This is a genomic window from Bradyrhizobium sp. NBAIM14, assembly GCF_020193895.1.
In the GTDB taxonomy this organism is placed as follows: Bacteria; Pseudomonadota; Alphaproteobacteria; order Rhizobiales; family Xanthobacteraceae; genus Bradyrhizobium; species Bradyrhizobium yuanmingense.
On sequence record NZ_JADYVQ010000008.1, the window covers coordinates 136,875 to 163,691 of the forward strand.

Sequence of the window (26,817 nt, forward strand, 5' to 3'; positions counted from 1 at the left end):
CATCGCGGATCGCGAACCGGCATTTCGCCGGTTCACGGCTGCAGATCGAGGCCTGCGAGCTGGTGCCGGTCGAGGAGCACGATCTGGCGCTGAGTGTTGCCGATGAAGCCGAGGACGCCGAGTTCATGCAGCCGCGACAAAGCCCGCGAGACGGTCTCCAGCGTCAGGCCGAGATAGTCGGCGATGTCGCGTCGGGACATCGGAAGCGCCATGACGCCGGCAGCCGTCAGGCGCTTGTCCATTTCGAGCAGGAATGCGGCGACGCGCTCCAGGGAGGTCTTGCGGCCGAGCAGCAGCATGTGGTCTTCAGCATGCTGGAGGTTGTTCGTGGTCATGCTGAGCAGATTTCTGGCCACCATGGCATCGCTCTCGGCCACCGTTTCCAGGCTTTGGCGTTTGATCAGCCGCACCGTGGTGTCGACGATGGCTTCCGTCGTGAAGCGGTGCTCGCTGCCGTTCTCGAGCCCGAAAATGTCGCCGACGAGGTGAAATGCGCCGATCTGCCTGCGCCCGTCCGACAGCAGCTTGTAGCTACGCACCGCGCCGGATTTGACCTGGTAGACATACTCGGCCGGCTCCTTCTCGCCGTAGATCTCGGAGCCTTTTCGGTAGGAAAATTCGCTTAAATTGACCAGGGCATTTGAATGAGATGCCATGCCGAGGTCGCGGAGGGTATTGGGACGCAGCGTGGAATCCGTCGTGATGCGAACGAACATAGGCCAACTCCTCAGCTTTCCGCCGAATTGGTCTGTCAGACGAAATACTTTGCCGGAAATGCGCCGCGCTATCCCACTCCCGCCGAAGTTGATTTTCGGCCAAGGAAGTATTCTTATCCATTGTCCCAAGGTTCAGTGTACCAAAGGACAGCACTGGTGATTGCTGCGCTGGATGAGAATCCTCCACCGCAGGGAAGATGCGACATATTGCGAAGCAGATATTCCGACCTTCAAACGAGAAAATCGCTTTGAAGAACGACAAGGACGTCGAGCGTCCTGATCAAGTTGGGCGAGAGGTAGGAAGTTGCCAGGCCTTGTTCACGTTGTTGACGACGACGAGTCGTTTCGGACCGCGATCGAGCGCCGGCTAAAGCTCGCGGGATACGAGGTCGCGACCTACGCCTCGGCGCTGGAGCTCCTGGACTCGGCGCCGGATGACGGGCAGGCGGGATGTATCCTGCTCGACGTGCGGATTCCGGGCCTGAGCGGTCCCGACCTGCAGGCGCGGTTGGCTGCGGCGGGGTCGATGCTGCCCATCGTCTTCCTGACCGGTCATGCCGACACGCCGACGACCGTGCGCGCGATCAAGGCAGGTGCGGAAGACTTCCTGACCAAACCGATATCCTCCGAGCAGTTGCTCGATGCGATCGAGCGTGCGCTGGCCAGTCAGCGGACTGCGCGGGCTCAGGCCAGCAGGCTGGATGCGTTTCGTGGCCATTTCGCCACGCTGACCCAGCGCGAGCGACAGGTGTTCGATCTGATCGTGCGCGGCCGGATCAACAAGCAGATCGCGCATGAGCTGGGCACCACCGAGCGCACCGTGAAGGCGCACCGCCATCAAGTGATGGAGAAGATGCAGGTTCGCTCGCTGGCGGAACTCGTTTCGATCGCAGAGCGTCTCGGAATGCTCGATCCGGACGAACGCTGACGGCTCCGGAAAGAGCGAGGTTCCCTCGACGTGCCTGTCCCAAAGGACAATGCCAAGGCGTGTTGACAGTGCGCGACGCGCTATGTGCAATAATGCACATACGCACACGCGAGAGCGCGGAGCTGTCGTATCCGATATCCCACTGTCGTGTTCCGGAAAGGCCATCGCTTTGCTCCTGCGCGAGTCCGTCTTCGTTGTCGATGACGATCCGTCCATGCGTACCAGCATGGACAGGCTGCTGCGAGGATACGGCTTCGCCACAACCCTGTTCGACACGGGAGGGGCCTTGCTCGATCATGGCAGGTTCCATACCGCGATCTGCATCATCCTCGACATCGATCTGGGTGCAAGGTCCGGCATCGAGGTGCGGCGAAGCCTGGCCGAGAAGGGCATCGAAGCACCCGTGATCTATGTCACCGGCAATGACAGCCCGGCAAACCGCTCGGCCGCGATTGCCTCGGGCTGCATCGCCTATCTCATCAAGCCGTTTGCGGCGCAGTCTTTGATCCAATCGGTCCAGCGCGCCCGCGTCTTGTAGCTCCACGACGGCCGTCATTCTTCGACATATTGCTCGAGTATCCTGGTCGGCGCCCCCTTATGGGCGGAACCGAATTGCGCGAGCGGAATCGAAGTCGTCACGGCAAGAAGATTGGAGTCGACGAGTTCGAGCAGAAGCGTTTGACCGTTTTCCATCTCCGAGATGATTTTTGGCGTCACGACGTCCGCCGCGACGCATAAATTGGTGAGACACCAGGTATAAGGAATGCGGAACGCGGCGCCATGGTCGACGGCCAGTTTCGGTGGTTGCTGCAGGTACATTCCGACCGGCACGAAAAGTTGCAGGCGGGCGGTGGGCGCGTCCTCCCGCTCGATCAGATCAATGCGCACGGCTGTTTGCCCGGTCGCGAACCGGCCAGTGATCGAGGTTCGGCAGAGGGTGGGCGCGCCGCCGGCCTTGAAGCACAATTTCTGCCAGCTGCCATAGCTGATGTCGCTGGCGTCGCGCTGGCCGCGTGTTGCGACCTCGGAGGACTTTTCCGCCTGCGCCGCCTTGAGCGAAGCGACAGCCAAGACCGTCGCGACTCCGGCGGCTGCAACCATCAGGAGACCAGAGAGACAATCAAAAGTACGGGCCATCGCTGCAACTCCGAGATCCGGACTCAGTTCTGCGCGTCGAGAAACTTCGCCACCAACGGCGACCAGAGCGGAACCGCGTCCGGCGAACCGAGGAGGAAATGTCCCTCGTTGCCGAACGGGGGCATCAGGTGATATTCGGCCCGGCCGCCGGCGCCGATGAAGGCAGCGTGCATGCGCTTCGATAGGTCGGGACCGAAATACGTGTCATTCCCGGTGTAGATCCACAGCATCGGCACGCGCGATGTACGGCCGAAATCGGCGGTGGCCTCGACCAGTCGGTCGGGCGCGCAATTGTTGTTCGGCTTGCCGTCGACGCGTCCGCCGCGGCCTCCGGCAAAGACGATGATGGCCTTCACCTGTGGCGGGTTCACGCTCGAAAGGGCGATCGAGGCCCAGCCGCCGGCAGACTGGCCGACCACGATCACGTCCTTCGGGATGATCCGCTTCTCGGCGGCCAGATAGTCAATGATCCAGAGATCGACCTGGGCGACCGCGAGGCCGGCATCACGGAAATTGGGATTGGCGCACTTCCCGATTTTCGAGAAGAACGGGCCGAACATTCCGCGTTCGGGGATGTCGATTGCCTGCGCGCCATAACCGCTGCCCACCGGGGCCACCACGAGATAGCCGCGCCTCGCAAACCATTTGGCGGCGTCGCGAAATTCGACCAGAGGGAAAAGGCTGCGCTGGGTCGCGTCGAGCGAGACACCGTGATTCATGATGACGAGCGGGAACGGACCATCGCCGACCGGGCGCACCAGATAGGCGAACATCGGCAGCGGCAGGGGCAGCGCCCAGATTTCCTCCTGGATGCGGACCTCGTCCGCGGCGTGCGTGGGCGATGCGGCCACGAAAAGGCTGAGCAAGGTGATCGCGAAAAAATGGAGCAATGCAGGTCCGCGTCGCATCCGGGCCTCCCTCAACCTGAATAGGTTGCGGCCACGACGATCGGGCCGAGCACCGTGAGGACGACATTGCCGACCGCGTAGGGGACGGCGACGCCGAGCACCGGCGTCTGGCTCTCGGCAACGTCGCAGGCGCCGGTGACGGCGGCATCGACCGTCATGGCGCCGGCGAGCGCACCGCAGGTCACGACCGGATTCATGCGCAGCAGATAATAGGCAACCAGCGTTCCCACCGTCATCGGGACCAGCGTGACGACGATGCCCATGCCGACCAGCAACAGACCGTGCGCCTGGATCGCCGACCAGGCGGCAAGGCCGTTGCCGAGTCCGATCGCCGCGATGAAGCCGCCGAGGCCGATGTCGCTCAGGGTCTGCTGCGCCGCGGGCGGCATTGCGCCGATGCCCGGCCTGCGCGAACGCAACCAACCGCAGACGAGCCCGGCGATCAGCGCGCCGCCGCCGCCACCGAGTGTCAATGCGACAGTGCCGATTTTGAAGCTGGCAAGGCCGGCCAGAAGACCCACTGCGATGCCGGCAGCGAGAAAGGCGATGTCCGTGCGGTCGCTCGTATTCAGAGCGTGTCCCACTGGCGCCGTTGCCCGCGCGATATTGCCGGTGCTGCCGACCAGCGTCATGACGTCGCCGAGATAGACGCGCGTATCGGGACCGAGCGGCACTTCCCGCCCCATGCGCGTCAGCGCACGCAGGAATACACCGCGTGCATTGTCGCCGAGCCGATCAACGATTTCGCGCAGTGAGCGGCCGTGCAGCTGGCGGTTTTCAACGAGCACTTCGATCACATTGCCGGGCAGGTTGCGCAGCAGTTCCCCCGCGTCGATCTCGGCCCCGAGGATCGGCTTGGCCGCGACGATCACGGCGGTCGGACCGGCGATGACGATGTCGTCGCCGGCCTCGAGCACGGCGTCCTGCTGCGGCTTGATGTCGGCCCCGCTGCGCACGATCCGCTCTACGACCGTGCGGCCGCCGATCTCCGCCTCGATAGCACCGATGGTACGACCTGCGCCGGCCGAGACGCGATAGGCGCGGGCCTGGAATTTGCGATAGGACAGGTTTTCCGTCTTTGGCGGCGTACCGCCGGCGAGCTCCGCCTCGAGCTTCTTCGCCTCCGCCTTCAGATCGATCCGCATCAGCCGCGGCGCGACGAATGGCACGAACAGGAGCGTCAGGATGTAGCCGAGCACGTAGGTCACCGCATAGCCCGCCGCGATGTTGGCTTCCTGCTGCTTCAGCACGTCGCTCGGCAGGCCGAGCTGCGCCAGCGCGCCGGATGCGGTGCCGATCACCGAGGATTGCGTCAGCGCTCCTGCCGTCAGTCCTGCCGCTGTCCCCGTATCCAACGTGAAGACACGCGCGAAGATGAGCACGAGCGCGAGCCCCGTGGCGCCGATCACCAACGCCAGCACGACCTGTGCCAAGGTCCGCACGCTCAGCGAGGCGAAGAATTCCGGTCCAGAACGGTAACCGATCGTAAAGACGAACAGGCTGAACAGGATCGCCCGGAGGATCGGCGGGAACGTGAAGCTCCCGAGTTGTCCGATCAGCACGGCGACGATCAGGATGCAGGCGGTGGTTCCGATCGAGAAGCCGCGAATCCTGATGCGGCCGAGGATGGTGCCGATCGCGATCGCGAGCAGCAGGAAAATTTCCGGTGCGGTGGCGATGATCCACCTGACGGTTTCCATGGCATTCCCCCGGCGCTTTGGAGCGATTTGATTGGCGGCGGCCGGATGTTGCTTGATCCAGATCAAGCCTTCGCGGCGACGTGGCGGCGGCTATGACGCGATGGAATGTTCGCGAAAGCCCATATTGCCGTCATGAGTACCCTGAACGTCACAACCGGTGCGATCCGCCGCGACGAGACAGTCGAGATCGTCCTGCTGCTCGCCTTTGTCGGCGGCTATATCGACGCCTATACCTGGATCATCCACGGCGTGTTGGCGAATGCCCAGACCGCCAACCTGATCTTCCTGTGGATTCACGCGATGGCGGGCAACTGGGCGAAGGCGTTGCACTTCGTGCCGCCAATCCTGGCGTTCGCGGTCGGCATCGTGCTCGCAGCCTGGCTGCGCCGCGCAACGGGCGAGCGGGCCAGCGCGGTCAGTACGTTGATCGAGATCCTGCTGTTGATAGCGATCGGCATCTTGCACAATAGGTTGCCCGATTTGGCTGGAACGCTCGGTATTTCCGCCGTGGCAGCGATGCAGGCCGCAATGTTCGTCAAGGTCGAAGGCACAGTGTGCAGCACGGTGATGATCACCAGCAACATGCGTCAGGCCATCGAGAACGTCTTCGCAGTCGCAGCAGGCGGCGCACCACTCGGAACGCTGCGCCGCTCGGGCATTTTCATCGCGTTGTGCGTCGTGTTCGGCTTCGGTGCCGCCGCCGGAGCCTTTGCAACCAAGAGCGTCCCCGATCTCGCGCTGGGCCTGCCGGTCGTCGCGCTGTTGATCGTGCTGCTGCGCTGCGAAGCGCTACGTTCGCAGGAGGGGAGATGAGCGCGCCAATGATCAGGTGAGCGTCGCACAACGAACGGTGATCTTTTCGTGTTGCGCTGCGAACGGCACGGCGTCGGCCCGCAGAATGCACGCGACCGTTGACTTGGATCAATGGAGCGAGCCGCGCCGCACCCACGATCCGCATCACCTTTAGAGGATCGGGAGAGAGAGAGATGTCCAAAGACGCCAAGCCCGCACAGAAGCGTATCGACCAGTTCTTTTCCGGCCCGGGCGCGCGGGCAGACGACTGGCGCGACCTTGTGGAAGCAGCAAAGACCTGGGCGCGCGTCGGCAATCGCACAGCCTATGACGCGGCGTTGGCCGATCTTTCGATCATCGAAGAATTTCACGGCTATCCCGGTCCGCACCTCATGGCGGCGCTGCGGGAAGCAGCGGTCGCCGGCGACGGTGCATCATCGTTCGCCCTTGCGACGAGAATTGCCCAGGCACTGGCGACGCGATCCTTCCGCCAACATGCCGGTGACTGGAGCCCCAAGGACGACGGCAACGGCGATGCGCCCGAGCTGGCGCCGCCGGCCTTTGGCGCGCACAGCGCGCGCAGGCCGTATTTCGAAACCCTGATCGTCACCGGCGTATCTTCCAGCCAATGGCCGGCGCTGGCCGCGGAATGGCGCAAGCTGCGGCGCCCGGTCGACGCGTTCATCTATGAACCTGTGATCGTCGGCAGCCTGGAGGACGCTTTCTGTGCGACGATGCTCAATCCGAACATCGGAGCCGTCATCATCAACGAGGGCTTTGGCCTGCGTTCGCGGCACGATGCACCGGTGTTGCGCTCGATCATGGCCTCGGCCGGTCTCAACGACGAAACCGACGCTTCGGCGCTGCGGCTCGCCCAGATCATCAAGCGCGTCAGGCCCGAGCTCGACCTTTACATGATCTCGAACCGCGACGTGGAGGAGCTCGCCGGCAATCCCGAGGCGGATGTGGTCCGTCGCATCTTCTATTCCGTTGAAGAGCTGCTGGAACTCCACCTATCGATCCTCGAAGGCATCCAAGATCGCTACGACACGCCGTTCTTCGACAATCTCAAGAAATACGCCCAGCGTCCGATCGGCACCTTCCACGCGCTGCCGATCGCCCGCGGCAAGTCGATCTTCAAGTCCGACTGGATCCGGGACATGGGCGAGTTCTACGGCCCGAACCTGTTCCTGGCCGAGAGCAGCGCCACCACCGGCGGTCTCGACAGCATGCTGGAGCCGACCGGCAACATCAAGAAGGCGCAGGAGAAGGCGGCGAGGGCGCTCGGCGCCGACCGCGTCTTCTTTGTTACCAACGGCACATCGACGTCCAACAAGATGGCGGTGCAGGCGCTGCTCGCGCCCGGCGACATCGCGATTGTCGACCGCAATTGCCACAAGTCGCATCACTACGGCATGGTGCTGGCCGGTGCGCAGCCGCTCTACGTCGAAGCCTTCCCGATGACGGAATATTCGATGTACGGCGCGGTGCCGCTGAAGACCATCAAGCAGGCGCTGCTGGGCGCCAAGGCCGATGGCCGGCTCGACCGCGTCAAGATGGTCGACCTCACCAACTGCACGTTCGACGGCCATATCTACAACACACGGCGGGTGATGGAGGAATGCCTCGCCATCAAGCCCGATCTGATCTTCCTGTGGGATGAAGCCTGGTTCGGCTTCGCGCGTTTCTCGCCATTCCTGCGCCGCCGCACCGGACTTGGCGCGGCCAACGAGATCGAGGCATGGATGCGCGATCCCAAGTCGGTCGCGGCCTATGAGAAGCAGCAGGCCGAGCTCGGCAAGAACCCGTCCGACGAGGTGCTGCTCAAGACCCGGCTGATCCCGGACCCCCGACAGATCCGGCTGCGCGTCTACCAGACCAACTCGACCCACAAGTCGATGTCGGCGATCCGCCAGGGCTCGATGCTCTCGGTCAAGGACGTCGAATTCCACACCGTGGAGCAGCAGTTCAAGGAAGCGGTGTTCACCCACGCCTCGACAAGCCCGAACCAGCAGCTGATCGCGAGCCTTGACATCTCACGGCGGCAGATGGAGCTGGAGGGCTATGGCCTCGTCGCCAATGCGATCGAGATCGCGTTCGCGATCCGCCAGGCGGTCAACAACAACCCGCTGATCTCGAAATATTTCCGCATCCTCGGTGCCGACGCCATGGTGCCGGCGCAGTACCGCCAGAGCGGCTTCACCGACTTCCTCGCCCCCGGCGTCAACTGGGCGAACACGCTGAAGAGCCTGGACGAGGACGAGTTCTGCCTCGACCCGACCCGCATGACGCTGGTATGCGGCACGGCCGGCTATGACGGCACGCAGTTCAAGGGCATTCTCGCCAACGAGTACAACATCCAGGTCAACAAGACCTCCCGCAACTCGGTGCTGGTCCAATCCAACATCAACAACACTCGCAGCGACGTCGCGCATCTCGTTCGCGTGCTCGCCGAGATCGCGGGCGAGATCGACCGCGGCCTGGCCCAGGGCGGTGCCAATGCGCGAAAGACCTTCGAGGCACGGGTGACGAGCCTCATGAAGGACGTGCCCGATCTGCCGAACTTCTCGCATTTCCACCCGAGCTTCCGCGGCGATGCTGGCACCAAGACCAACGAGGGCGACATCCGCAGCGGCTTCTACGCGGCCTATGACGTCGCCGGCTGCGAGCACATCCGCCTCAACGATCCCGAGATCGACCGGCGGCTGAAGGCCGGGCCCGAGCTCGTCTCGGCCAACTTCGTGATCCCGTATCCGCCGGGCTTCCCGATCATGGTGCCCGGCCAGGTCATCACCCAGGAGACGATCGACTTCATGCGCAAGCTCGATGTGAAGGAGATCCACGGCTACGACGCCAAGGAAGGGCTGAAACTCGTACGGACGGAAGCCTTGGCCAAGCTCGGCAGGCCAAAGCCCAGCGCCCAGCCGAAGCTCAAGGCCGCGTCATAGGTCGGGAGGGGACGAACATGCAGGCATTTTTCCAGTTCTTGCAGCAGTACCCGTATCTGCTGCTGTTCTTCGTGGTCGGTCTCGCCGTCTATATCGGCCGAGCCAGCATCAAGGGTTATGGCCTCGGCATGGTCGCCGGTGCCATCGTGGTCGGCGCGGGCATCTCGGTCTGGGCATCCAGCTATGGCGTGAAGCTGGAGTTGAACAACTTCGCCAAGAGCCTGTTCTACTATCTCTTCATGTACGGCGTCGGCCTGCGCGTAGGTCCGTCCTTCGTCAACAGCCTGCGGGGCGACGGGATCAAATTCTTGTTCCTCGCGGTGGTGTCGAGTGTGATCGGCCTGACCCTCGTCGTGCTTGGGGCGAAGCTCTTCGCATTGCCGCCCGGTGCGGCTGGCGGAATGCTGGCGGGATCGCAGACCATGTCGGCGGCGATCGGCTCGGCCGAGCAGGCCGTCACGTCGGGAGTCGTGAAACTGCCTGCCGGGATGAAGCCCGAGGATGCCTCCGGCATGATCGCTTTGTCCTACGGTATTACCTACATTTGGGGCACCGTCGGCATCATCCTGATCTGCAAATACCTGCCGCGCTGGTGGGGCGTCGATGCCATGGCCGCCGCCAAGAAGTATGAGCAGGAGTTCGGCGTCAAAGATCTCGAAGGCGGCGCCCTGACCGGCTACCGTCAGTTCGGTCTGCGGGCCTACCGGCTGGAGAATCCTGCGACGATCGGGATGAGCATCGCCAAATTCCGCACGGTCAATCCCGAGTACCGTATCGTCAATGTCGGGCGCAATGGTGAGCCGCAGGGGGCTGATCCCGAGCTCGTGCTGCAGAAGGGCGATATCGTCGCGCTGGGCGGATCGACCGAGCATCTGACTGAGAAGATGGGCCTGATTGGTCCGGAGGTCGCCGATGCCAAGACGCTCGGTATACCCATGGACCAGGCGGAAATCGTCGTCTTCAACAAGGACGTCGTCGGGCGGACCTTCGAGTCCTTCCGCGACACGGCCATCGCCGGCCAGCTGCAGGTGACCAAGGTCGAGCGGGGCGGGGTGCAGATCCCGGCCGGTCTCAAGACCAAGCTGGAGCGCATGGACATCGTCTCGGTGGTCGGCCTGAAGTCGGCGGTCAACGAGCTCGGCGAGATGTGGGGCCGCATCGCGCGCGCCAACACCTCGACCGACTTGCTGACCCTGTCGGTCGGCATGATCATCGGCTTCCTCATCGGCATGATCGAATTCCCCGCCTTCGGTGCCAAGGTCGGTCTCGGCAATGCCGGCGGGCTGTTGCTGTCCGGCGTGATCGTGTCCTCGGTCGTGTCGCGGCTGCGCTTCTTCGGCAATACGCCGAACGCGGCGCGAAACGTGCTTGAGGATCTCGGCCTTGTTGTGTTCGTCGCGATCGTCGGGGTCAATGCCGGCGCCGGCCTGTTGGCTCAGCTCACCGGCGCGGTCGCGCTCAAGATCTTCATCGTCGGCTTCATCGCGTGCACGATCCCGCCGTTCATTGTGTGGGCGATCGGATACCACGTCTTCAAGATCAATCCGGCGGTTCTGATGGGCGGCGTTGCCGGCGCGCGCTCGCATTCCGGCCCGTGCCGCGAGGCCGCGGTCGAGATCCAGAGCTCCGTGCCCTGGATCGGATTCCCGGTCGGCTATGCCGTCTCGGGCATCCTTCTCACCATCTTCGGCTACTTCGCGATGATCCTGGCTCAATAAGGGGAAGAAAACGTCATGAGAAAACTGTCCTTCGGCGCCGTCCTGGTCGCTTCGCTCGCCGCTGTTGCCGGCTTTAGCACGTCCGCGCGTGCCGACACCGGCCAGGTCGCGGTCGTCTTCACCAAGGGTGGCTTCATCGTCGGCGCCGGTGGCGGTGAGGGCGTTCTGGTCTACCGGGGCAAGAAATACCCATTCACGGTGTCTGGCATGAGCGTGGGCCTCACCATCGGAGCGTCGACCACGAAGTTCGTCGGCCGCGCGCTCAATCTAAAGGGGCCGGCGTCGATCGAAGGCTCTTATGCCGTGGGAGGAGCGGGTGGGGCAATCGCCGCAGGTGCCGGCGCCGTTCAGTTGCAAAACAGCAATGGCGTGATCCTCCAGCTCAGCGGCCCGCGGGTCGGCGCGGAAGTATCGGCTGCAGTCGGTGGCGTCACGATCCGCCTGAAATCGAGTTGAAGGGGTCGTATGGCCATTGAGCGATCGACGGCAGCGTCGGGCCCCTAGGGCATGATCCGGAAAAGTGTGTAGCGGTTTTCCGAATAGAACATGCTCAAACAACAACCTAAAGCGCGATGACGATTCATTCCAATCGCATCGCGCTTTAGCGGCCTGACGCTGCTCAATAGCGCTGCGCGACGAAACTCATTTTCTTGAGGCTGGCCTGGTCGTTGTAGCGTCCCTTGTCGGAGCGCTTCGGCAGTTTGATCTTGTCCTTCTTGATGCGCTTGAAGGGGATGGCGCCGAGAAGGTGCGCGATGCAGTTGAGCCGCGCCCTTCGTTTGTCGTCAGAGCGGACGATGTTCCAGGGCGCATCCTTCGTGCTGGTCTTCTTCAGCATCAGGTCGCGCGCGCGCGAATAATCGTACCAGCGACGGAAGGATTCCAGGTCCATCGGACTGAGCTTCCACTGTCGGACCGGGTCGTCGATGCGGGCCTTGAAACGGCGCTCCTGCTCGTCCATGCCGACCTCGAGCCAGATCTTGATCAGGATGATGCCGCCGTCGATGACGTATTTCTCCATCTGCGGGCACAGGTTGAGGAAACGCTCGTGCTCGGCGGGGGTGCAGAAGCCCATGACGTACTCGACACCGGCGCGGTTGTACCAGCTCCGGTCGAAGATCACGATCTCGCCGCCGGCCGGAAATCGCTCCATGTAGCGCTGGAAGAACAATTGTGTCTTCTCGCGGTCGGACGGCGCGGGCAGGGCGACGACCCGGAACACGCGCGGGCTGACCTTCTCGGTGATCGCCTTGATCGTGCCGCCCTTGCCGGCGGCGTCCCGACCCTCGAACAGGACGATGACCCGGAGCTTGTTTTCCCGCACGTAGTCCTGGAGATGGCACAGCTCGACCTGGAGCTTCTCGAGCTCCTTCTCGTAATCCTTCCGCTTCATCCGCTCCGCAGGGCCGTCCTTCGCCATGCCGATCCCACCTGTTGCTAATCGTCCCAGGAAATGGTCACGCCGATGTCGCCGGGCACGCCGCCCGGAAAATCGATGATCTGATAGGCGATGCGATAGCCGCGCGGTTTCAGGTAATCGGTCCAGAGCTGGAAGATCTCCTTGGGAATTCCGGTCAGGGTGTTCTCCCAGCCCTTCTCCATCTGATTGATGGCGCGGCCCTTGTCCGTGCAGAGCGAATTGGGGAAGCGATAGACCAGCACTTCCGTGAGGCCGTTGCGCACCGCGCGCTGGATCACGGTCGAGGCGAGCTTGATCTTCTCCTCCTCGGTCTTGCCCGAGGGCTTGCTCAAGCGCTCGATCAAGGCGCGCTTCTCCGCCTCGGCCGCGGCGGCAAGGCGCACATATTCCTCCGCCTTTTCGGCTTCCTTGAGGGCGGCTTCCTTACGAATCTGGGCTGCGCTGGGGATGAGATCGTCTAGGCCGGGCATGGCGGGCGGCTCCTGATGGTTGTCCAATCAGCATGCGGCTGACGCTAGGGTTGGCCCTGACGTGTTCCCTTGACTCAAATCAAACAAACGCGAACATACCCGAACACAGTGCCGCCCATGGACGTTTTGACCGGGAGAGACGTTTGAGCGAGCAGCTTCATCCGATGGCACCGCATCATCTGCCGTTTTATCTCGCACCGGGGAGCGGGACCGATACGCTGATGGTGGTGATGGGCGTATTCCTGATCGGGGCCGTGCTCTGGGTCGGCACGCTCTACTGGAAACTGCACAGCCTGCCCGAGCGGATGGCGCACAAAACGCATAAACTGCAGTTCGAGTTAGTCGCCGTGCTCGGCCTGATCTCGCTGTTCACGCACATGCACATCTTCTGGATCGCCGGACTGCTCCTCGCAATGATCGATCTTCCGGATTTCGGCACGCCGCTGCGCAGCATTGCCGGGTCCGTCGAGAAGATCGCCGACGCGACGCCGGCCTCCGATGCGGAGGAAGTCCAGGCTGAGGCGGCCGTCGCACCGCCCCCCGCGGACAAGCCGGGACCCGCCAAGGAGAAGGAGCGCAGTCATGCTTGAGCTGCTGATCTGCTCCCTCGTCACGATCCTTCCGGACTACCTGTACCGCCGCTACGCCCAGGGCAAGCGCTTCGGGAAGGAAATCACCTTCTTCTCGGTCTGGTACGAGCTGCGCTGGGGCATCACCGCCTGCCTGATGCTGACGGTGTCGCTCATCACCATGATCTTCTACTTCCATCCGGCGACATCGTCGGCGACGCTGTACTTCCGCACCGTGCCAATTCTGCCCGAAGGCTCGGGCCGTGTTGCCGAGGTCAAAGTCGGCTTCACCGCGCCCGTCAAACAGGGCGATGTGCTGTTCACGCTCGATAGCTCGAAGCAAAAGGCTGCGGTCGAGACCGCCAAGCGGAAGGTGGCAGAAGTCGATGCCGCCATGCAGACGGCGCAGGCCGACGTGGTCAAGGCCGAGGCGCAGCTCGGCGAAGCGAGGGCCAACTACCAGCAGGCCAAAGACGAGCTCGAGGTCAAGACCGAGCTCCAGCGCCGCAATCCCGGCATCGTTCCACAGCGTGACATCGACAAGCTCCAGGTGCTGGTCGATCAGCGACAGTCCGGCATCGACGCCGCGACGGCGGCGAAGCAGTCAGTGTCCTTGCAGGTCTCGGCTCTGCTGCCGGCCCAGAAGGCCAGCGCCGAAGCCGCGCTCGACCAGGCGCAGGTCGATCTCGACAAGACTTTCGTACGCGCCGGCGTCGACGGGCGCGTCGAGCAGTTCCTGGTTCGCCCCGGCGATGTCGTCAACCAGCTGATGCGTCCGGCCGGTGTTCTCGTTCCGGAGGGCGCGGGCCGCAAGGCGCTCCAGGCCGGTTTCGGCCAGATCGAGGCGCAGGTCATGAAGACCGGCATGGTGGCGGAAGCGACCTGCATATCCAAACCCTGGGTCATCATCCCCATGGTGATCACGACGGTGCAGGACTACATCGCGGCCGGGCAGTTTCGCACCGGAGAGCAGCTCATCGACCCGCAGAATGCCGTCCGTCCCGGCACGATCCTGGTTTTCCTGGAGCCGCTCTACAAGGGCGGTCTCGACGGTGTCACGCCGGGCTCGAGCTGCATCGTCAACGCCTACACCAGCAATCACGAGGAGATTTCGGCCAAGGACACCTCGACCAGCCGGAAGATCGCGCTGCACGTCGTCGACGGCGTCGGCCTCGTGCACGCGCTGCTGCTGCGGATCCAGGCGCTGTTGCTGCCGATCCAGACGCTCGTGCTGAGCGGCGGGCATTGAACGAGAGAAGAGGACGGACGAGACGTGGTCTCCGAAAGTCGTCCTCGCCTGCCATTTCGGCCGCCGGCGCCTATTATGCGCCGTCCTGCGCGCAAGTCGTGGGCGCCTATGGCCGCGTCGTCACGCGCTGCTGAGGCCTGCCTCGGGGGCTGTCCGTATGGTGCGATTCCAGCTATTATTGCCTGGAAAGCAGCTGCCGTAAGCTGTGAGGGTGCAGCATGAGCGGGGGCGCGTGCATAGACTGGCTGAAGCCACGGCTCGCGGCTGCGCTCCTCTGTTTCGGCCTGCTCGTGGCCGAGTGCCTCTCGGCCGGGCAAGCCGGTGCGGTCGAGCGGAGCCGGCGCGGCGAGCTCAAACGCGTGCTGTTGCTGCATTCCTTCGGCCGCGAGTTCCGGCCGTGGAGCGAATATGCGCGCGACATCAAGTCCGAGCTCGAGCGGCAATCGCCCTGGCCGCTCGATATCCAGGAGCACGCGCTGCTCACCGCGCGCTTCAACAACCCTGGTCCCGAGGCGCCGTTCGTCGAATATCTACACTCGCTGTACCAAGGTGCGGTGCCGGACATCGTCTTGAGCATCGGCGCGCCTGCCGCCCGCTTTGCGCAGAAATATCGCGCCAGGCTGTTCCCCGATGCACCGTTGATCCTCTCCGCGGTCGAGCATCGGCTGATTAATCGCACCGACCTCTGCGACAACGATGTCGTGGTGGCCGTCCGCAACGATTTTGTCGCGGCCTTCGACAACATTCTTCAGGTCCTGCCCGATACAAAATCGATTGGAATTGTGGTCGGAGCTTCGCCGCTCGAGAGGTTTTGGACGGAGGAGCTGAAGCGGGAGCTGAAACCTTTTGCGGAGCGGATCGAACTCGTTTGGTACTCGGATTTGTCGTTCGAGGAGATCCTGAAGCGCTCATCGAAGCTCCCGTCTCACACCGCGCTGTTCTGGGGGCTGATGTCCGTCGATGCGGCCGGGGTGGTCTATGAGAGCGACTGGGCGCTGCGCAGCCTGCATGCCGTCGCGAACGCCCCGATCTTCTCCTACCAGGAGCCGTTCTTCGGCGAGAGCACGGTCGGGGGACCGATGCACTTGATTGGGGAAACGACGTCGCGGACCGTCAGCGCCGCGATCGGCATTCTTGGCGGCGCGAAACCGGCGAGCATCAATTATGAGCCGATCGCCTTCGCCGCGCCGCGTTACGACTGGCGCGAGCTGCAGCGCTGGGGCATCAGCGAGAGTCGCCTGCCCAAGGGAAGCACCATCCTGTTTCGCGAGCCGAGTATCTGGCAGCGCTATCACTGGCAGATGCTGATGATCTCGGCTGTGTTCCTGGTCCAGACCGGACTCATCAGCGGGCTCCTGCACGAGCGTCGCCGGCGCCGCGTCGCCGAAGTCGAATCGCGTCAGCGGCTGGCGGAACTCGCCCACGTCAACCGCTACTCGGCAGTTGGCGAGCTGACCACATCGATCGCACATGAACTGAACCAGCCACTCGGATCGATTCTGACCAATGCGGAGACTGCAGAGCTCATGCTCAGGGCCGCTCAGCCCGACCTTGTCGAGATTCAGCAGATCCTCGCCGACATCAGAAGGGACGACCAACGGGCGAGCGAGGTGATCCGTAGGCTGCGCAGCGTTCTGAAAAAGACCCCGTTTGAGGTCAAGCACATCGAGCTCAACGATACAGTGCGCGAAGCAATCGATCTGGTGAAGGCCCTCGCTCAGGGACGCCGGATCACGTTGAGCTATTTGCCGGCCCTGGCCGGCCTTCACGTCAAGGGAGATCCGGTCCAGCTTCAGCAGGTCATTCTCAACCTGATCATCAACGCAATGGATGCGATTTCCGATGCGGACGCCGGAAAGCGGGAGGTCAGCGTGTCGACGCTCAGCACCGGCAATCAGGCCGAGATCAGGATCGCCGACACCGGGCCCGGAATACCCGCCTCCGATCTCGCAAGCCTGTTTGATCCGTTCTTCACGACCAAACCGCAAGGCATGGGCATGGGCCTTGCAATCGCCAGAACCATCGTCGAGGCCCATCACGGCACGATCGCTGCTGCGAACCAGCCTGCGGGCGGCGCACTGTTCACGATCAGGCTTCCGACCGCTCGCTGAGCGGGCGGTATCTTGATCTTGATCAAACATCACGGCGCTGAAGCCGTTCTCTCTCGATCGCATGACGAGTACGACAGGCGAGCGTGAGGCGTATGAGACGTCGTGACTTCATGACGCTGGTTGGTGCTGCTGCTGCGTTGCCGGTCCTGGCGAAAGCCCAGGACCGAATGCCCGCCGTCGGCGTGCTGACGGGCAATGTCGCTGGTGATCCCGGCGCGCAAATGCGCGTGGATGCCTTTCAGCAGGGTCTCACCGATCGAGGCTGGATCGCCAACCAGAACTTCCGGCTGGAGGTGCGCTGGCCGGGCCCCGATCCGGCGCGCCAGAAGTTGGAGGCGCTCGAGCTCGTCGCCGCGGCGCCCGACGTTCTGTTCTCGACCAGTACGGGATCGACACGGGCGCTGCGCGATGCAACGCAACGAATTCCGATCGTCTTCGTGGGGCTTTCCGATCCGGTAGGAACGGGCCTCGTCGCCAATCTGGCGCGTCCGGCCGGAAATCTGACCGGCTTTTCGCTCTATGAGCATTCGATGAGCGGGAAGTGGCTCGGCCTATTGAAGGACATGGTGCCGGGAATGAACCATGCGGCCCTGCTGTTCAATCCGGAATCGTCACCCTACGGACCGTTCTATGTTCAAGCGGCGCACCAGATGGAAAGCCGTCTCGGCCTCAAGATCGCCGGTGCGAGCGTTCGCAGCGGTCCGGAGATGGCGGGAGCGATCGAGACGGCGGCGCGCACAGGCGGCGGCCTCGTCGTGCTGCCGGATGGCGGCTTCTTCGGATCCCACAGCGCGATGGCCATTGCATTGCTGGCGCAGCGGCGCGTGCCCGCCATCTTCGCAGTCCGTTTCTACGCGTCGAATGGCGGGCTGATGTCGTATGGTGCAGATCTGACCCAGCAATTTCGTGATGGCGCCGGCTATGTCGACCGTCTCCTGCGCGGTGCCGATATCAGCACTCTTCCGGTGCAATTTGCCACCAGGTTCGAGCTCGTCATCAACATGAAGACGGCCAGGGCCCTCGGCCTGACGGTGCCGAACCGGCTTCTGCTGGATGCCGAGCTGATCGAATGATTATTCGATCTTGCGCTGCAGCAGCCGCGATGACCCGTTTCGTTGATCTCGATCAACAAATGCTTGCGCCCCGGCTTGATCCTCCCGCACTGAAGTCCGAGGGAGGATGTGATGTTTCGTTGCGGCAAGACCCTGATGGCGCTGGCGCTGTTGATGGCGACTTCGGTCGCCGCAATGGCGCAGACCCCAACGACGCCTGCAGCCCCGGCGCCGCAGGCGCAGCCTGCCAGCCCGCCCGCACCGGCGGCCGAGCTCCTGAAGCCCGAGCAGCTCGAGGCCCTCGTCGCGCCGATCGCGCTTTATCCGGACGAGTTGCTCGCCAATGTACTGGCCGCCTCGACCTATCCGCTGGAGGTGGTGCAGGCCGACCGTTGGCTGAAGGAGCGCAAGAGCCTGAAGGGCGATGCGTTGAAGACGGAAGTGGAGAAGCAGGGCTGGGACGACAGCGTCAAGGCATTGGCGAGCACCGCCGATGTCCTCGCGATGATGAGCGAGCAGCTCGACTGGACCAAGAAGCTGGGCGATGCCTTCCTCGCCCAGCAGCCCGACGTGATGGACGCGATCCAGCGTCTGCGCACCAAGGCCTATGACAACAAGAAGCTCGTCACCACCAAGCAGCAGAAGGTCAGCGTCCAGTCTCAGGAAGGCAAGCAGGTCGTCGTGATCCAGCAGGCCGATCCCGCGGCGATGTACGTGCCGTATTACGACCCGGCGACGGTCTACGGCAGCTGGCCCTATGCGGAGTATCCGCCCTATTATTGGGGCTACCCGTCTTATATCGGCGCCGGCGTGGTCGCGGCTGGCATCGCGTTCGGCACCGCCTGGGCGATCGGACGCTGGGGCAATTACTGGGGCGGCGGCTGCAACTGGGGCAACCGCAACGTCTATGTCAACCATCGCACCACGAATATCGGCAATGGCTGGCAGCACAATCCGGCGCATCGCGGCGGTGTGCGCTACAACAACAGCAATGTTCAGCAGCGCTTCGGCAACAACAATCTGAAGGCCGGCGTGTCGGACCGGATGGATTTCCGCGGCCGCGACGGCAACCAGGTGCTGCGCCCCGACCAGGGTGCCGGGGACCGGGCGGGAGATCGTGCGGGTGATCGCGGCGGTCCAGGAGATCGCGCTGGAGATCGCGCAGGTGATCGCGCCGGCAATCGCGGCGACCGTCCGGGCGCGGGCGATCGCCCCAGCGCAGGGACGCGCGACCGGCCCGGCGGCGGAGATCGTGCCGGTGCCGGTGATCGTGCCAAGGGCGCGACCAAGGGCGGCGGCGATCGCGCCAAGGCTGCGAACCGCGCCGGCGGCGGTTCGGCCAATCGCGGCGGCGGCAATCGCGGCGGTGCCATGAACGTCTCCTCCGGCCGCTCGGCTGCCGCGGCATCCGCACGCGGCCGCGCCAGCATGGCGAGCATGCCGCGCGGTGGCGGCGGCGGACCAAGCTTTGCCGGCCGCGGCGGCGGTGGCGGAATGGCGATGCGTGGCGGCGGTGGAGGCGGCTTCCGTGGCGGTGGCGGCGGCGGCCGGCGCTCGGATATCGCGCTCAAGCATGACATCGTCCTGCTCGGGCACCTTTCGAACGGCCTTGGCTATTATCGCTTCAGCTATATCGGCAGCGACAAGGCTTATGTCGGCGTGATGGCGCAGGAGGTCGAGCAGGCGATGCCCGCTGCCGTGACCCGCGGCAGCGACGGCTATCTGCGCGTCCATTACGAAAAACTCGGGCTGGCGTTCCGCACCTATCGCGACTGGCTCGCCGGCGGCGCGAAAATTCCTGCGGAGGTGATGCCATGACCGGCATGAAATCGTTTAGCCGTGCGCTGATACCCGGCGTCCTCGCGCTCGCGCTGCTCGGATCGGCCTCTCTCGCACAGGAATCCTACAAGACACCGGAAGAGGCCGCGTCTGCGCTCGCCGCCGCGGTCAAGAGCGGCCCGAAAGACATCTTGAAAGTGCTCGGCAGGAATGCGGAGGACATCGTGTCGTCCGGCGACGAGATTGCGGACAACGACATTCGGGCGCGTTTCACTGCGATGTACGACGCCAAGCACGGCATCAAGGCGGAGGGCAACAAGACCGCCACCTTGATGCTCGGGCCGGACGATTTTCCGTTTCCAATTCCGCTGGTCAACACCAGGACGGGTTGGGCGTTCGACACCGACGAGGGACGCATTGAGGTGCTGCGCCGTCGCATCGGCCGCAACGAGCTCGACGCGATCCAGACCGCGCTCGCCTTCGTCGACGCGCAAAACGAATATGCGGAAAAGGACCGCGGCGAGGGCGTCGGCGTCTACGCGCAGCGCATCTCCTCCTCGCCCGGCAAGAAGGACGGCCTGTTCTGGCGCGACGACAGCGACCCGAGCCCGCTCGGCGCGCTCGCGGCCGAAGCAACGAAGGAGGGCTATCGCGGCGGTGATGTCGGGCCGACGCCCTATCACGGCTATTACTTCCGGATTCTCAAAGCGCAGGGGCGGGATGCGCGCGGCGGTGCGCTCAACTACGTCGTCAAGGGCAAGATGATCGGCGGCTTCGCCCTGATCGCCTGGCCCGCGGAATACGGCAATTCGGGCGTCATGACCTTCCTGGTCAATCATGACGGCGTCGTCTACCAGAAGGATCTCGGCAAGCGCACCGAGTTCATCGCCCAGCGCACCACGTTGTTCAATCCCGATGAAACCTGGAAGAAAGTCGATGCCGCAAAACCCTGAGCCGCGCATGCGCGCATTTCGCCTGGTCGCGCTGCTCCTGCTCGCGCTCGGGCTGACCCTGCCGGCGGCGCCGTCCTTCGCGCAGGCCACCGGTCAGGTCAGAGTGAAGATCGTCAAGGCGGGCCTCCTGGCCGGCGGTGGCGCCGGCAGCGGCGTGTTGACGTACCGGGGCAAGACCTATCCCTTCAGCGTCAGCGGCGTGAGCTTGGGCATCACGGTCGGTGCAAGTGTCGGTCGCCTCGACGGCTGGGCATCCGGCATTAGGGAGGTCAGAGATTTTGCCGGCAACTACAGCTCCGTCGGCGGCGGCTTTGCGCTGGTCGGCGGTGCCAACGGTGTGCACCTCCGCAACGAAAAGGGCGTCACGATGGTGCTGCAAGGCCCGAAGGCGGGACTCGAGCTGGCGGCCAATATCAGTCGGATCACGATCGCTTTGAGGTGAGGCTCAAGCCGGGCGCGCGGATCAAAGCGTGAGCGACAGGTGCACCGTTCTCGGATCGTCACTCCGCGCGAGCTTGAAGCCCGCCTTCGCAAACATGCTTCGCATGGCCCCGTTGTCGGACAGAACTTCCGCGATGAGCTCTCGTACGCCTTGCTCGCGCGCGATGTCCGTCAGATGCCTCAGCAACAGCGAGCCTATGCCGCGACCCTGCCAGGCATCCACCACGACGAAGGCCATCTCGGCCCGGCCGGGCTCGACGACGACGTACCGGCCGCCGCCGATAATGGCGTATCGACCCTGTTCCTCGGCGAGAGCGGCCAGCGCAACGTGATTGCTGAAATCCACGTCCATGAAGAAGGCACGCTCCTTCTCCGAGAAATGCCGTTTCAAAACGAAGAACCGGCTTTGCAGCGATTGCGGTCTAGTGCGCGCAATGGCAGCGAGCATGTCCGCCTCGTCGCTGGCGCGAAGCGCGCGGATTTCGGTCGGAGTGCCGTCCTTCAGGACGGTTTGCACGCTGTAAGTTGCAGCTTGTGACATGCCGATGTCGCTCTTTCAAAACCGCCCGGCCGGGTCTCATGCCCTATAATGCAGGATAGACGCCTCCGAAGCGTGCAGATCATCTTGACCTAGATCAACGTTCGTCCTCGCTCCAAGCCGTCAATTGGCCGAGGCGACGAAGAGGTCGAGAACATGTCCATGCACAAGATGCAAATTCCGGGCGGTCCCATGTCGGGGCTGGTCGCCTCGGCAGTCGAATACCTCGTCGATGCGGGACAGCGCAGTATCCTGTTCCTGGATATCATGCGCCGGCGCGGGGACCAGTACAGGGAACACCTCGCGCAAACCGCCCCGCATGTTCTGCAATATGCGGCGGAGTTGATCATGGACGGGCGCCAGCTCGCCGAACCCGTCAATTACGCGCTGGTGCGCATCGTTCCGCCCGCCAATGTCGAGATCGACATGAACCGGCGGCCGTTCGTCGTGGTCGATCCGCGTGCGGGCCACGGCCCCGGCATCGGCGGCTTCAAGGCCGACAGCGAGATCGGGGTGGCGATGAAAGCAGGCCATCCCTGCTACTTCATCGGATTCCTGCCGGACCCGATGCCCGGTCAGACCATCGAGCGCATCGCGCGTGCCGAAGCCATCTTCATCGAAAGGGTCATGAGCCTTCACCCGGATGCCGACGGCAAGCCCTGCGTGATCGGCAATTGTCAGGCCGGATGGGCCGTCATGATCCTGGCCTCGCTACGTCCCGAGCTATTCGGCCCGCTGATCATCGCCGGCGCGCCGCTGGCCTATTGGGCCGGCGTGCACGGAAAATATCCGATGCGCTACTCGGGCGGGCTGTTGGGCGGAAGCTGGTTGACGGCCCTGACCTCCGATCTCGGCGCCGGCAAGTTCGATGGTGCTTGGCTGGTGCAGAACTTCGAGAACCAGAACCCGTCGAATACGCTCTGGACCAAGCAATACAACGTCTATTCCAAGGTCGACACCGAGGCGGATCGTTACCTCGAATTCGAGCGTTGGTGGGGCGGCCACGTCAACCTGAACGCCGAGGAGATCCAATTCATCGTCGATGAGCTGTTCGTCGGCAACAACCTCGCGGCCGGCAACATCGAAATGTCCGATGGCCGGAAGGTCGACCTTCGCAACATCAGATCCCCGATCGTGGTGTTCTGCTCGGAGGGCGACAACATCACGCCGCCGCAGCAGGCGCTGCATTGGATCCTCGATTGCTATGCCGATGTCGATGAGATCAGGGCCTATGGCCAGACCATCGTCTACACCGTGCACCAGAACATCGGCCATCTCGGCATCTTCGTCTCCGGCGGCGTCGCCAAGAAGGAGCACGCGGAATTTTCCAGCAACATCGACCTCATCGACGTTCTGCCGCCCGGACTCTATGAAGCGACGTTCGAGGCGAAGGATGAGGAAACCGCAAGTTCGGATCTGGTCGTCGGCCAGTGGGTGATGCGCTGCGAAGCGCGGACGCTCGACGACATCCGCGCCATGGGCGGCAATTCGCCTGAGGACGAGCGACGCTTTGCCACCGCCAAACGAATCTCGGAAATCAACCTGGCGGCCTATCGAAAATTCGTCCAGCCATGGCTCAAGCGCATGGTGACGCCACAGATGGCCGAATGGGCTCACAACATGCATCCGCTGCGGCTGCAATACGAGCTGTTCAGCAGCCAGAATCCTTTCATGGCGACGGTGAAATCATTGGCCGAGAAGGCCGCCGAGAAGCGCAAGCCGGTCGCTGCGGACAATCCGTTCCTGGCGTTCCAGGAGCAGATCTCGAAGCAGGTCGTTCACGCCCTCGACAGCTGGCGCGATTCACAGGAGGCGCTCAGCGAAGCGATGTTCCTCAGCGTCTATGGATCCCCGGCGCTCCAGGCGGCGGTCGGGATCGATCCGACGTCCACGCCGTCGCGTCGGCGTGAGATGTCCGCCGAGCATCGCACCATGCTCGAGAAGCGCATTGCCGAGCTGAAGTCGCGGATCGGTGAGGGCGGCCTCCGTGAAGCGGCGTTGCGCGCTTTGCTCTATGTCGGCTCGGCACGGGGGATGGTGGACGAACGCAGCATCGAGGCTCTGCGCCGGGTCCGCCGGGATCATGGCGGCGCACGCATGTCTCTTGCCGAATTCAAGATGCTGGTACGCGAGCAGTTCTTCATGCTGCTGCTCGACCGGGAAGGGGCGCTCGCTGCAATCCCGAAATTGCTGCCTGACGACATGAACGTTCGCCGCGCAGCATTCGAGGCGATCGAGCAGGTGCTGTCGGCCAGTGCGGATGTCACCGGCGAGCGCGCCAACCGGCTGCGGCAGATCGCCGGCCTGTTTGGCCTCGACACCGCGGAAGGTGCCGAAAGGGCGTCGAACGTTGCCCCTTTCGATCCCAAGGCGAAGGCGTCGTAACGCGAGTTGCAAGGATCGGGAGCGACATCATGTCAGCAGATGCGACGGCCACGCAGTCTCCCAGCAAGTATGATCGCCTGATCGCGGCGGCCAGGGCAATCCCGCCGACGCCGACCGTCGTGGTGCATCCCTGCGATGAGACATCCTTGCGCGGCGCCGTCGACAGCGCGTCTGCCGGCATCATCCGGCCGCTCCTGGTCGGACCGGAGCGGAAGATCCGGGATACGGCTAGCACGTTCGGCCTGGACATCTCGGGTTATGAGATCGTGGATGCCGCGTACAGCGACGAAGCCGCGGCGAGGGGTGTCGAATTGATCCATGCCGCGCGCGGCGAACTGCTCATGAAGGGCAGCCTTCACACCGACGAGCTGATGCGAGCCGTCACGGCCAAAGTCGGGGGATTGCGCACCGATCGGCGCATCAGCCACGTTTTTGTCATGGATGTGCCGGCCTACGCCGAGACGATCTTCGTCACTGACGCCGCAATCAACATCTTCCCCGATCTGGACGCCAAGCGGGACATCATTCAGAACGCGATCGATCTCTACAATCAGGCGGGCTTCGGCAAGTCGCCGCGGGTGGCCATCCTTTCCGCGGTCGAAACCGTCACATCGAAGATTCCATCCACGATCGAGGCCGCGGCGCTCTGCAAAATGGCGGATCGCGGCCAGATCACGGGCGGCGTGCTCGACGGGCCGCTGGCGTTCGACAACGCGATCGACCTCGAATCCGCACGGATCAAGGGCATCAAGTCCGAGGTGGCCGGCCGCGCTCAGATCCTGGTCGTGCCCGATCTCGAAGCGGGCAACATGCTGGCCAAGAACCTCGCCTATTTCGCCAAGGCCGACGGCGCCGGCATTGTGCTCGGCGCGCGCGTCCCCGTCGTCCTGACCTCGCGTGCGGACAGCCCAAGAGCGCGGATGGCGTCCTGCGCGGTTGCTGCACTTTATGCTCACGCGCGGCGCCAGAAGGCGCCGACAGTCGCGGCGTGACCGCCATGGACAGCATACTCGTCGTCAACGCCGGCTCCTCGAGCGTCAAGTTCCAGGTCTTTGCGGTCGAGGGTGAGGGCGTTCTGCGCCGCCTGATCAAGGGGCAGGTGGACGGCATCGGCAGCCGTCCGCGCTTGCGGGCGAGCAGGGCAGGCAATGATCCCATGGCGGACCGGGCCTATCCGATCGAGGCCATTCCGGACGTGCCGGCGGCGATGCAAGTCGCGGGGGAATGGCTGCGGAACGAGGCGCGCATCCATCCATTGGCGGTCGGGCATCGCGTCGTCCATGGCGGGCCGGATCATGAGCGGCCAATTCTCGTCGATCATGGCGTGGTGGCACGGCTGGAACGCTTCGTCACGTTAGCGCCGCTGCATCAGCCGCACAATCTCGCGCCGATCCGCTCGATCCTGGCCAATTTCCCGACGATACCCCAGGTCGCGTGCTTCGACACCGCGTTTCACCGCACGCACGGTCCGCTGGCCGATCATTACGCCATCCCCTACCAGCTTCACGCCGAAGGTGTGCGACGTTACGGCTTTCACGGGCTCTCCTATGAGTACATCTCCAGGACCTTGCCCCAGATTGCGCCAGAGGTCGCAAAGCGCCGGGTGATTGTCGCCCATCTCGGCAGTGGCGCGTCGATGTGCGCGATGAAGAATGGGCTGAGCGTCGAGAGCACGATGGGATTCACCGCGCTCGATGGGCTGCCGATGGGCACGCGCCCGGGCCAGCTCGATCCGGGCGTCGTGCTGTACCTATTGTCCGAGAAGGGGATGACGCCGTCGAAGGTGCAGGATTTTCTCTATCGCGATTGCGGATTGAAGGGGCTTTCCGGGCTCAGCAACGACATGCGCGAGCTGGAGGCGAGCACGGATCCGCAAGCGAAGCTGGCGGTGGACTATTTCGTCTATCGCATCGGCCTCAACGCCGGAATGCTGGCGGCGGCGTTGCAGGGGATCGATGCCTTCGTCTTCACCGCCGGCATCGGCGAGAACTCGAGCGGCATCCGCGCGCGTGTGGCGGAGCAGCTCGGCTGGCTTGGCGTGGCACTCGACCCGGCCGAGAACACGCGCCATTCGCGGCTGATATCGGCAAAGACGAGTCTCGTTCCGGTCTACGTCGTCCCGACGGACGAGGAGCTCATGATTGCGCAGCACACGCTGACGCTGTTGATGAACGGCCAATCGCCCAACCCCAGAAAAGAGAGGGTGTCATGATTCCAGTATTTCCGGACAGCAAGGTCGCACTAAAGGGGAAGAAGGGCCTCGTCGTCGGCATCGCCAATGACCAATCGATCGCCTGGGGCTGCGCCAGGGCGTTTCGCGCGCTCGGAGCCGATCTCGCCGTCACCTATCTGAACGACCGCGCCAAGAAGCACGTCGAGCCGTTGGCGCAGGCCCTGGAAGCGCCGATCTTCCTGCCGCTCGACGTCATGGTCGAAGGCCAGACTGAAGCGGTATTCGAGCGGATCAAGTCGGAGTGGGGGCAGCTCGATTTCCTGCTTCATTCCATCGCCTTTTCGCCGAAGGAAGCATTGCACGGCCGCGTCGTCGATGTCGGCCGCGACGGCTTTCTGAAGACCATGGACGTCTCCTGCTGGTCGTTCCTGCGGATGGCACATCTAGCCGAACCCCTGATGAAGAACGGCGGCACGATGTTCACCATGACCTATTACGGCAGCCAGATGGTGGTGGAGAACTACAACATCATGGGCGTCGCCAAGGCGGCGCTCGAAGCCGCGGTCCGCTATGCCGCTGCCGAGCTCGGTCCGAAGGGCATCCGCGTGCACGCGATCTCGCCAGGGCCGCTCGCCACCCGCGCGGCCTCGGGCATTCCGGAGTTCGATGAGCTAATGGACAAGGCGCAATCCAAGGCGCCCTCGCGCAGCCTCGTCAGCATCGACGATGTCGGCAACGCCACCGCGTTCCTGGCGCTCGACGGCGCTAAGCTGATCACCGGTGGCGTGCTCTATATCGACGGCGGCTATCACATCATCGATTGAGCGCGC

General features: G+C 63.6%; 24 protein-coding genes. 17 read left to right on the forward strand and 7 right to left on the reverse strand.

Annotated features, from left to right (window positions below; all coding sequences use genetic code 11):
- Positions 1-32 precede the first annotated feature (32 nt).
- Positions 33-716 carry a helix-turn-helix domain-containing protein gene (locus tag I6F28_RS20805; RefSeq protein ID WP_035999457.1) on the reverse strand — a complete coding sequence of 228 codons (684 nt, stop codon included), beginning with the start codon at positions 714-716 and terminating at the stop codon, positions 33-35.
- Between the two features lie 304 nt (positions 717-1,020).
- Between I6F28_RS20805 and I6F28_RS20810 the strand changes: the two genes are divergently transcribed.
- Positions 1,021-1,644: a response regulator transcription factor gene (locus I6F28_RS20810; RefSeq protein WP_057029165.1), complete on the forward strand. Its 624-nt coding sequence runs from the start codon at positions 1,021-1,023 to the stop codon at positions 1,642-1,644.
- A 169-nt stretch (positions 1,645-1,813) separates the two neighbouring features.
- Positions 1,814-2,182 carry a response regulator transcription factor gene (locus I6F28_RS20815; protein WP_225140804.1) on the forward strand — a complete coding sequence of 123 codons (369 nt, stop codon included), beginning with the start codon at positions 1,814-1,816 and terminating at the stop codon, positions 2,180-2,182.
- A gap of 14 nt (positions 2,183-2,196) precedes the next feature.
- Here I6F28_RS20815 and I6F28_RS20820 read toward each other — a convergent pair whose 3' ends face one another.
- The 3 genes from I6F28_RS20820 to I6F28_RS20830 are packed head-to-tail and all read right to left on the reverse strand — an operon-like array spanning position 2,197 to position 5,389.
- The gene (locus I6F28_RS20820) at positions 2,197-2,781 is read right to left on the reverse strand and encodes an invasion associated locus B family protein (RefSeq protein ID WP_225140806.1); all 585 of its coding nucleotides are present in this window, start codon (positions 2,779-2,781) and stop codon (positions 2,197-2,199) included.
- 23 nt (positions 2,782-2,804) lie between these two features.
- On the reverse strand, positions 2,805-3,689 hold the full coding sequence (locus tag I6F28_RS20825; RefSeq protein WP_035999446.1) for an alpha/beta hydrolase family protein: 885 nt from the start codon (positions 3,687-3,689) through the stop codon (positions 2,805-2,807).
- A gap of 11 nt (positions 3,690-3,700) precedes the next feature.
- Complete coding sequence (locus I6F28_RS20830; RefSeq protein WP_035999483.1) at positions 3,701-5,389, reverse strand: aspartate:alanine exchanger family transporter; 1,689 nt, start codon at positions 5,387-5,389, stop codon at positions 3,701-3,703.
- 132 nt (positions 5,390-5,521) lie between these two features.
- Between I6F28_RS20830 and I6F28_RS20835 the strand changes: the two genes are divergently transcribed.
- The 4 genes from I6F28_RS20835 (at position 5,522) to I6F28_RS20850 (ending at position 11,303) form a co-directional block, all read left to right on the forward strand.
- The gene (locus I6F28_RS20835) at positions 5,522-6,202 is read left to right on the forward strand and encodes a YoaK family protein (RefSeq protein ID WP_035999481.1); all 681 of its coding nucleotides are present in this window, start codon (positions 5,522-5,524) and stop codon (positions 6,200-6,202) included.
- A gap of 173 nt (positions 6,203-6,375) precedes the next feature.
- Complete coding sequence (locus I6F28_RS20840) at positions 6,376-9,129, forward strand: decarboxylase (RefSeq protein WP_225140808.1); 2,754 nt, start codon at positions 6,376-6,378, stop codon at positions 9,127-9,129.
- Between the two features lie 17 nt (positions 9,130-9,146).
- Positions 9,147-10,847 (forward strand): aspartate:alanine exchanger family transporter, encoded by a 1,701-nt coding sequence (locus I6F28_RS20845; RefSeq protein ID WP_225140810.1) that lies wholly within the window; start codon positions 9,147-9,149, stop codon positions 10,845-10,847.
- Positions 10,848-10,862: 15 nt separating this feature from the next.
- Positions 10,863-11,303 (forward strand): hypothetical protein, encoded by a 441-nt coding sequence (locus tag I6F28_RS20850; protein ID WP_035999439.1) that lies wholly within the window; start codon positions 10,863-10,865, stop codon positions 11,301-11,303.
- 163 nt (positions 11,304-11,466) lie between these two features.
- On the opposite strand, the gene ppk2 is transcribed toward I6F28_RS20850, so the two are convergent.
- A complete protein-coding gene (ppk2, locus tag I6F28_RS20855) occupies positions 11,467-12,267 on the reverse strand; it encodes a polyphosphate kinase 2 (RefSeq protein ID WP_109143802.1) in 801 nt (266 codons plus the stop codon).
- A gap of 17 nt (positions 12,268-12,284) precedes the next feature.
- Positions 12,285-12,737, reverse strand: coding sequence for a hypothetical protein (locus tag I6F28_RS20860; RefSeq protein ID WP_035999435.1), 453 nt, complete (start codon positions 12,735-12,737; stop codon positions 12,285-12,287).
- Positions 12,738-12,901: 164 nt separating this feature from the next.
- On the opposite strand from I6F28_RS20860, the gene I6F28_RS20865 reads away from it, so the two are divergent.
- From I6F28_RS20865 to I6F28_RS20895, 7 genes are all read left to right on the forward strand, one after another.
- Entirely contained in the window at positions 12,902-13,327 is a 426-nt protein-coding gene (locus tag I6F28_RS20865) for a hypothetical protein (RefSeq protein ID WP_035999432.1), read from the forward strand.
- Positions 13,320-14,555, forward strand: coding sequence for an HlyD family secretion protein (locus I6F28_RS20870; protein WP_036027994.1), 1,236 nt, complete (start codon positions 13,320-13,322; stop codon positions 14,553-14,555). The genes I6F28_RS20865 and I6F28_RS20870 overlap by 8 nt, the downstream gene beginning before the upstream one ends.
- A gap of 218 nt (positions 14,556-14,773) precedes the next feature.
- On the forward strand, positions 14,774-16,666 hold the full coding sequence (locus tag I6F28_RS20875) for an ATP-binding protein (RefSeq protein ID WP_225140812.1): 1,893 nt from the start codon (positions 14,774-14,776) through the stop codon (positions 16,664-16,666).
- Positions 16,667-16,758: 92 nt separating this feature from the next.
- A complete protein-coding gene (locus I6F28_RS20880) occupies positions 16,759-17,739 on the forward strand; it encodes an ABC transporter substrate-binding protein (RefSeq protein ID WP_225140814.1) in 981 nt (326 codons plus the stop codon).
- Positions 17,740-17,850: 111 nt separating this feature from the next.
- Complete coding sequence (locus I6F28_RS20885) at positions 17,851-19,536, forward strand: DUF3300 domain-containing protein (RefSeq protein ID WP_225140816.1); 1,686 nt, start codon at positions 17,851-17,853, stop codon at positions 19,534-19,536.
- The gene (locus tag I6F28_RS20890) at positions 19,533-20,450 is read left to right on the forward strand and encodes a DUF2950 domain-containing protein (protein WP_225125430.1); all 918 of its coding nucleotides are present in this window, start codon (positions 19,533-19,535) and stop codon (positions 20,448-20,450) included. The genes I6F28_RS20885 and I6F28_RS20890 overlap by 4 nt, the downstream gene beginning before the upstream one ends.
- A gap of 7 nt (positions 20,451-20,457) precedes the next feature.
- A complete protein-coding gene (locus tag I6F28_RS20895) occupies positions 20,458-20,892 on the forward strand; it encodes a hypothetical protein (protein WP_306469113.1) in 435 nt (144 codons plus the stop codon).
- Positions 20,893-20,913: 21 nt separating this feature from the next.
- Here the strand turns inward: I6F28_RS20895 and I6F28_RS20900 are convergent, their stop codons facing one another.
- Entirely contained in the window at positions 20,914-21,432 is a 519-nt protein-coding gene (locus I6F28_RS20900; protein ID WP_225140818.1) for a GNAT family N-acetyltransferase, read from the reverse strand.
- A gap of 153 nt (positions 21,433-21,585) precedes the next feature.
- On the opposite strand from I6F28_RS20900, the gene I6F28_RS20905 reads away from it, so the two are divergent.
- From I6F28_RS20905 to fabI, 4 genes are read left to right on the forward strand one after another with little or no spacing between them, the layout of a single operon-like run.
- Entirely contained in the window at positions 21,586-23,814 is a 2,229-nt protein-coding gene (locus I6F28_RS20905) for a DUF3141 domain-containing protein (protein ID WP_225140820.1), read from the forward strand.
- A 29-nt stretch (positions 23,815-23,843) separates the two neighbouring features.
- Entirely contained in the window at positions 23,844-24,806 is a 963-nt protein-coding gene (locus tag I6F28_RS20910; RefSeq protein ID WP_225140822.1) for a phosphate acetyltransferase, read from the forward strand.
- 5 nt (positions 24,807-24,811) lie between these two features.
- The gene (locus tag I6F28_RS20915; RefSeq protein ID WP_035999405.1) at positions 24,812-26,026 is read left to right on the forward strand and encodes an acetate/propionate family kinase; all 1,215 of its coding nucleotides are present in this window, start codon (positions 24,812-24,814) and stop codon (positions 26,024-26,026) included.
- Entirely contained in the window at positions 26,023-26,811 is a 789-nt protein-coding gene (gene fabI, locus I6F28_RS20920) for an enoyl-ACP reductase FabI (RefSeq protein ID WP_025035483.1), read from the forward strand. The genes I6F28_RS20915 and fabI overlap by 4 nt, the downstream gene beginning before the upstream one ends.
- Positions 26,812-26,817 lie beyond the last annotated feature (6 nt).

Coding starts and splice junctions, on each gene's coding strand:
- I6F28_RS20805 (WP_035999457.1), bottom strand. CDS start 716: ATGTTCGTTCGCATCACGACGGATTCCACGCTGCGTCCCAATACCCTC.
- I6F28_RS20820 (WP_225140806.1), bottom strand. CDS start 2,781: ATGGCCCGTACTTTTGATTGTCTCTCTGGTCTCCTGATGGTTGCAGCC.
- I6F28_RS20825 (WP_035999446.1), bottom strand. CDS start 3,689: ATGCGACGCGGACCTGCATTGCTCCATTTTTTCGCGATCACCTTGCTC.
- I6F28_RS20830 (WP_035999483.1), bottom strand. CDS start 5,389: ATGGAAACCGTCAGGTGGATCATCGCCACCGCACCGGAAATTTTCCTG.
- I6F28_RS20835 (WP_035999481.1), top strand. CDS start 5,522: ATGAGTACCCTGAACGTCACAACCGGTGCGATCCGCCGCGACGAGACA.
- I6F28_RS20840 (WP_225140808.1), top strand. CDS start 6,376: ATGTCCAAAGACGCCAAGCCCGCACAGAAGCGTATCGACCAGTTCTTT.
- I6F28_RS20845 (WP_225140810.1), top strand. CDS start 9,147: ATGCAGGCATTTTTCCAGTTCTTGCAGCAGTACCCGTATCTGCTGCTG.
- I6F28_RS20850 (WP_035999439.1), top strand. CDS start 10,863: ATGAGAAAACTGTCCTTCGGCGCCGTCCTGGTCGCTTCGCTCGCCGCT.
- ppk2 (WP_109143802.1), bottom strand. CDS start 12,267: ATGGCGAAGGACGGCCCTGCGGAGCGGATGAAGCGGAAGGATTACGAG.
- I6F28_RS20860 (WP_035999435.1), bottom strand. CDS start 12,737: ATGCCCGGCCTAGACGATCTCATCCCCAGCGCAGCCCAGATTCGTAAG.
- I6F28_RS20865 (WP_035999432.1), top strand. CDS start 12,902: ATGGCACCGCATCATCTGCCGTTTTATCTCGCACCGGGGAGCGGGACC.
- I6F28_RS20870 (WP_036027994.1), top strand. CDS start 13,320: ATGCTTGAGCTGCTGATCTGCTCCCTCGTCACGATCCTTCCGGACTAC.
- I6F28_RS20875 (WP_225140812.1), top strand. CDS start 14,774: ATGAGCGGGGGCGCGTGCATAGACTGGCTGAAGCCACGGCTCGCGGCT.
- I6F28_RS20880 (WP_225140814.1), top strand. CDS start 16,759: ATGAGACGTCGTGACTTCATGACGCTGGTTGGTGCTGCTGCTGCGTTG.
- I6F28_RS20885 (WP_225140816.1), top strand. CDS start 17,851: ATGTTTCGTTGCGGCAAGACCCTGATGGCGCTGGCGCTGTTGATGGCG.
- I6F28_RS20890 (WP_225125430.1), top strand. CDS start 19,533: ATGACCGGCATGAAATCGTTTAGCCGTGCGCTGATACCCGGCGTCCTC.
- I6F28_RS20895 (WP_306469113.1), top strand. CDS start 20,458: ATGCGCGCATTTCGCCTGGTCGCGCTGCTCCTGCTCGCGCTCGGGCTG.
- I6F28_RS20900 (WP_225140818.1), bottom strand. CDS start 21,432: ATGTCACAAGCTGCAACTTACAGCGTGCAAACCGTCCTGAAGGACGGC.
- I6F28_RS20905 (WP_225140820.1), top strand. CDS start 21,586: ATGTCCATGCACAAGATGCAAATTCCGGGCGGTCCCATGTCGGGGCTG.
- I6F28_RS20910 (WP_225140822.1), top strand. CDS start 23,844: ATGTCAGCAGATGCGACGGCCACGCAGTCTCCCAGCAAGTATGATCGC.
- I6F28_RS20915 (WP_035999405.1), top strand. CDS start 24,812: ATGGACAGCATACTCGTCGTCAACGCCGGCTCCTCGAGCGTCAAGTTC.
- fabI (WP_025035483.1), top strand. CDS start 26,023: ATGATTCCAGTATTTCCGGACAGCAAGGTCGCACTAAAGGGGAAGAAG.